Here is a 4,683-nt window from a genome sequence, read left to right on the forward strand (position 1 = left end):
ATATTATTAGTAGTAACAACTTTAGCACTAACATTAGCTTACTTTAAAACTAAAGATATACTATTAGCAATATCTGCTATAGGTTTTTTAGTGGCCACAATATTTGATTATTTATCAACAAGGAGGTAATCGTCTATGGAAGAAAACAAACAAATTGGCAAGTTACCAGCTAATAGAAAATGGGAACAAAAAAACAAAGAAAAGACTAGAATAGATGGGTATCGTCGTACTGCTAGACTTTTTATAAATAAGCACTCTAGCCCAGATGACCTTGAAGAATTAAAAATTCTGATAAAAAAAGAGAAGAAGAACTAAAAAATAAGGGTGGCAACGAGTCTATGTAAAAAAGAGAGCTGCTTATGTGATTTTAGGTATTACAATAGAAGGCACTAAAGAAGTATTAGGGCTTTATGTCGGAGATGCTGAATTCTCAAAATATTGGTTATCTATATTCAAAGAGCTATCAATCATATTCGAAAAACGCATAAGTTACTAGATTTAAAACTGATTTTATAGCAGTTTTTATTGACATGCAAAAAAATTAAGTAATATTATAAATTAAAGGGAGGTTGGATTTTCACCAGCCTTCCCAATAATCAAATATTTATTTTTTAACTACCTAATCGGAGGATTAGCCAATTTCACCCTTGGGTAATCTTGGGCTAGTGAATACCATATGTCAATACCCTGTATGTATTCTTGTTCTTTTAACATTGACACTATCCTTGACCACCTAGGTTTAATTATATCAAGCTCTTTATACCCTATTAACTCCGGGTCGAACTCTTCTAAATCCATATACTTTTCAAGTATCTTCAAAATCCTATATATGTATTTAAAATTATCCATTGTTACACCTACTAGTCTAGAATTGTAATACTTTCAATGTCAGACTGTTCCGCCTCGAAATGTTCACCTATAAATATCAATGCTTCCTCTTCATCATTGGCTGGATGCATATAATACGAACAATAATCTTCATTTGACTCACCGTTTATATAAACAATTCTAATTTGATGGCCTTCAGCTCTTCTCATTTCCTCTAGACTTACCATTGCTCGGCCCCTTTCTAGGCACTATATGCGTACCCTCATTTGAATAGTGTATTGAAAAATATCTTGTCGGTGTTACTTCTCTAATAACTTCATCGACAACAAACTCCATTGTATCCTTACCGAATACAAATTCTTTCTTAACCCAATTTTTATTTGGGCTAGTTATTTTATAATCTCCAGTACCATGATAAGCGTCGACAAGCTCCTGTGGGTCAACCTCCTCGGCTAAATAACTTTTGCCATCGTAATTATTATGACCTACTATGTGTTTGCCTTGCTTACCCTCATGAATCTTTTTAATACACTCATCTGATTTTATATATTTCCTTGTTTCTTCAATTTTATCATTTATGGCTTTTTGTATCAAGTAATCTTTGGTCTTTTTAACATCAACATCCCTGACTTTAGTCTTACTTGGGTCAATCTTGAATCCCTGGTCTTGACTTCGGTTCTTCTGCCTGACTTCCAGTTGTGTCAGCTTTCTTTTCTCGTTGTTGAAGTTATTCAAGTCCGTTGTTCCTGCAACAACTTGTCAAGGACTTTCTAATCATTTTTATGAGGTTTTTTATCTTTTTCTCGCTCCATTTCCCTAAGCATTATCCTTTTCAATTTATCTTGCATAGTTTCAGTCGCATTTTCATTAAAATGGACAATAACCTCATAATTTGCCTTTTCAATCTTCTTTATAGTCTTTGTTCCTGCATTATGTTCATTTTTATTTTCGTGCATATTAGTTTCCCTCCTGTTAGTTGCAATCAAAAAAAAGACGATAGAGTTTTATTTCTACCGCCTTTCACAAGTTTTATAGCTATTCATTTAATAACGCTTTAGCATTTATATATTAAATTTTCAAATCCTTATTACTCAGCATTTCGCCAAACATCGTATGATACATATCCTTGGAAGATTCCTCTATCTTTGTAATACTTGATATTTTATTTCCTGCATCTTTTGATGAAGCTCCGCAAAGATAAAAGGCTTCACTGTCCATTCCATAGTCAATGGCAATATACCTATCGTGATACTTTTTACCTGCAATTTTCATCTTCAGATTGATATTAGGGTAATCTTTTCTAAAATCGTTTAGGATATTTTTTGTCAGCATATCCTTGTTTTTCACATTGTCGCTAAAGACTATAATTTCGACATTGTCTTTTGCAGCCCTTAATAATTCTAAGGTTTTCAAGCCTATATAGTTATCTATTACATAAATGCTTTTCTTTGCAGACTTATATATTTTTGTATAAGCAACATCTGCTTCAATCTTATCTCCATTCATTAAAAGGAAATGCTTGTAAGTGTCTGGATCTATAAAATTATCCATCACCTTTTTCAAATCTTCTTTTGTAGCTAAAGTACTAATTTTATTGTTTATTATTGCTATATCCTTTGTATTTTGGTTTGTCTGTACTGCTATTTGTAATAATTCTTTCGAAGTGATAAAGTCTTGGTTTTCAACTATAAAGTCTTTCATCTGCTTAAACATTCGTATTAAAGCCTTGCTTTGCTTGACAGCAAGTTCTCCTCTTAATACAGTCATCAGCATATAAATACCTTGTTCTGTAAAGGCATAAGGCATATATCTTCTACCGCCTGAACCTTCATCTGATTTTGAGGTCAAAAATTTTGACCTCAAAAATTCCCATTCATTTTTGGTAAGTTGAAATCTAAAATCTTCATCAAATTTTTCTATGTTATTCTTAACTTGCTGATTAAATGTTTTTGTTTCATACCCATATATTTCAGCAAGTTCAAAGTCAAGCATAACCTTTTGACCTCGTATATAGTAAATCTTGCTTTTCATTGTAGTTTCATCTATCACTACAATTTCTCTGTTTTCATCTGCCATTAAATGCACCTCCAACATTATCTAAATTCTTTTCCAATTCGCCACGCACTGCGTAGCTTTTTGAATAAGTCTTATATTTTTTTGTATTTTTCTACTCCACCTTCAGCTTTTCCTATGTGTTCCACATTTTTTACAAGTCTCTTATTTACATTTTCGTAAAACCATCTGCCAATCAATGCCGGAGGTGTTGCGATTAACTCTCTCAAAACAAATTCTTTGCCTTTCGGTAAAGAGCTAATTTTGTTTAATAAGGTAGTATATAAGTCAGCATAGCTTGTATTTTCTTGTAAACTGCTACACTTGCAATATTCAGTAATGCTTGGGAACCCTCCCTCTATTGCTTTTTTAGTTAAAATTTCAAGTTCTTCATCGGTTACAGTAAATTGAATTCGCATTTATATATCCTCTCCTTATAACTGAGTTTATTACAATATCATTATCATTTTATCATAAATACGATATTTTTTCCATACTGCAATTTTAAGCCCTATTTTACACTTAGCTATAGTCTGTACCTATTTTATCATTAACGCTCTAAAAACACCTTTCCACCGTCTTATACGAGGTCTACAAGTGTTCACCCTTGTCATAATCTTCAAAGGTATATACTTTTGATTTACTGTTTTCCTTTAATTTTCCATATTCTTCATCAGTTAAGGAAACATTTTTATATTCTCCGTAAAAGGAGGGGGATATTTTTTCTTTTTCTAACTCTATATATCTCTTTATCTATCTCTATATCTCCGTTGCAGTTTTGTTGAAAAAGGTTGCAAGATGTTGCACCAGTGTTGCATTGCAACGCTTTTTGTCCTCTTGATTTCCTTGAACGCCTTGTAGAAGCTGTTTCTGAACCTATTAGACTTGGAATTTCTGTTAAAAAATACTCGTCATTTTCTGTGATTATCTCCATCAATCCTTGTGCTACAATATAATTTACTGTAACCATTACATCATCTTCCGTTTCATCAATCGTTAAGGCAAGCTCTTTGATAAAATCTGTTTCTACTCCATCATAATACAGCTTTCCACTATCTTTTAAGCTAAGTAAAAGCAATTTAAGATAGATGATTGTATAGGTATCTCCTCCTGATATTTTTCTTAGCCTTTTGATTCTCTTATCTGTAAAAAAATCTTCTTTCAATTTTAACCAATAGTATCTTCTGTTGTCTGCCATTTTTATCTTTCCTCCCCTTTATTTTTATAATTTTCTTTAGCCTTTTCTTTTGCTTTTTGTTTGTACTGCTCCTTTCTTTCCTCTTGCTCTTGGAATTTTTTCAGTTGTGCAATTACACTTGGTTTATCTCCTCTCTTAATTGCCTTATCTATTTCTATAGATAGGTCTATTCCATACTCGTCATTAACAATCTTTACTGCATATTTGATGTGGTCTATCTGCTTAAATTCGTCTTGAACTTTAGCTTTATCTTCAGTTAAGTCTTGTATCTCTTTTTCAAGGCTTGATATTTCTTTCTGCCAATCACTCGACTTTATAGCTGATGTTCCAGTAAATTTTTCTATAGTCTTTCTTGCTTTTTTGTAGTTTTCAATTTCATCTTTATGTGAATTGTAAAATTTATCTTTAAGAAAAGTTTTATCTTTATATTCCTGATATACCGCCTTATTTTCTTTGATGATGTCTGCACAAATAAAGCAACGATTTAACTCCTTTATTCTTTGGGTTTTGCTTTGAATATCTTCACTTATCTTTTTACTTTGCTTTGCCAGTTCAAAAACTTTTTCTTGTAGGTCTGCTATGGTTTGAAGATGATTATCTTTTAG

General features: G+C 32.0%; 8 protein-coding genes and 2 pseudogenes. 2 read left to right on the forward strand and 8 right to left on the reverse strand.

Translation table 11 applies throughout. The annotated features are described in order from the left end of the window. Positions 1–135: 135 nt before the first annotated feature. On the forward strand, positions 136–315 hold the full coding sequence (locus tag HMPREF0631_RS03670) for a hypothetical protein (RefSeq protein ID WP_002843525.1): 180 nt from the start codon (positions 136–138) through the stop codon (positions 313–315). 25 nt (positions 316–340) lie between these two features. Beyond that, a pseudogene (locus tag HMPREF0631_RS10370) lies at positions 341–463 on the forward strand (transposase); the annotation flags it as partial. A gap of 152 nt (positions 464–615) precedes the next feature. Here the strand turns inward: HMPREF0631_RS10370 and HMPREF0631_RS03675 are convergent. The 8 genes and pseudogenes from HMPREF0631_RS03675 to HMPREF0631_RS03710 form a co-directional block, all read right to left on the reverse strand. Continuing rightward, on the reverse strand, positions 616–849 hold the full coding sequence (locus HMPREF0631_RS03675; protein ID WP_002843524.1) for a YjcQ family protein: 234 nt from the start codon (positions 847–849) through the stop codon (positions 616–618). Between the two features lie 11 nt (positions 850–860). After that, a complete protein-coding gene (locus HMPREF0631_RS03680; RefSeq protein ID WP_002843520.1) occupies positions 861–1,055 on the reverse strand; it encodes a hypothetical protein in 195 nt (64 codons plus the stop codon). Further along, positions 1,024–1,563, reverse strand: a complete 540-nt coding sequence (locus tag HMPREF0631_RS03685) for a polymorphic toxin type 50 domain-containing protein (protein ID WP_002843521.1) — start codon at positions 1,561–1,563, stop codon at positions 1,024–1,026. The genes HMPREF0631_RS03680 and HMPREF0631_RS03685 overlap by 32 nt, the downstream gene beginning before the upstream one ends. 35 nt (positions 1,564–1,598) lie before the next feature. Continuing rightward, a complete protein-coding gene (locus tag HMPREF0631_RS03690; RefSeq protein ID WP_002843519.1) occupies positions 1,599–1,784 on the reverse strand; it encodes a transposon-encoded TnpW family protein in 186 nt (61 codons plus the stop codon). 112 nt (positions 1,785–1,896) lie between these two features. Then, positions 1,897–2,904, reverse strand: coding sequence for an ORF6N domain-containing protein (locus HMPREF0631_RS03695; RefSeq protein WP_002843527.1), 1,008 nt, complete (start codon positions 2,902–2,904; stop codon positions 1,897–1,899). A 71-nt stretch (positions 2,905–2,975) separates the two neighbouring features. Continuing rightward, positions 2,976–3,299 (reverse strand): hypothetical protein, encoded by a 324-nt coding sequence (locus tag HMPREF0631_RS03700; protein ID WP_002843523.1) that lies wholly within the window; start codon positions 3,297–3,299, stop codon positions 2,976–2,978. Positions 3,300–3,571: 272 nt separating this feature from the next. Further along, entirely contained in the window at positions 3,572–4,078 is a 507-nt protein-coding gene (locus tag HMPREF0631_RS03705; protein WP_002843518.1) for a phage replisome organizer N-terminal domain-containing protein, read from the reverse strand. 2 nt (positions 4,079–4,080) lie between these two features. Next, positions 4,081–4,683 (reverse strand): annotated as a pseudogene (locus HMPREF0631_RS03710) (MobQ family relaxase); the annotation flags it as partial.

It is taken from the genome of Peptostreptococcus anaerobius 653-L, assembly GCF_000178095.1.
In the GTDB taxonomy this organism is placed as follows: Bacteria; Bacillota; Clostridia; order Peptostreptococcales; family Peptostreptococcaceae; genus Peptostreptococcus; species Peptostreptococcus anaerobius.

Bases quoted from the DNA above. Each gene is read 5' to 3' on its own strand.
- HMPREF0631_RS03670 (WP_002843525.1), top strand. From the start codon at position 136: ATGGAAGAAAACAAACAAATTGGCAAGTTACCAGCTAATAGAAAATGG.
- HMPREF0631_RS03675 (WP_002843524.1), bottom strand. From the start codon at position 849: ATGGATAATTTTAAATACATATATAGGATTTTGAAGATACTTGAAAAG.
- HMPREF0631_RS03680 (WP_002843520.1), bottom strand. From the start codon at position 1,055: ATGGTAAGTCTAGAGGAAATGAGAAGAGCTGAAGGCCATCAAATTAGA.
- HMPREF0631_RS03690 (WP_002843519.1), bottom strand. From the start codon at position 1,784: ATGCACGAAAATAAAAATGAACATAATGCAGGAACAAAGACTATAAAG.
- HMPREF0631_RS03695 (WP_002843527.1), bottom strand. From the start codon at position 2,904: ATGGCAGATGAAAACAGAGAAATTGTAGTGATAGATGAAACTACAATG.
- HMPREF0631_RS03700 (WP_002843523.1), bottom strand. From the start codon at position 3,299: ATGCGAATTCAATTTACTGTAACCGATGAAGAACTTGAAATTTTAACT.
- HMPREF0631_RS03705 (WP_002843518.1), bottom strand. From the start codon at position 4,078: ATGGCAGACAACAGAAGATACTATTGGTTAAAATTGAAAGAAGATTTT.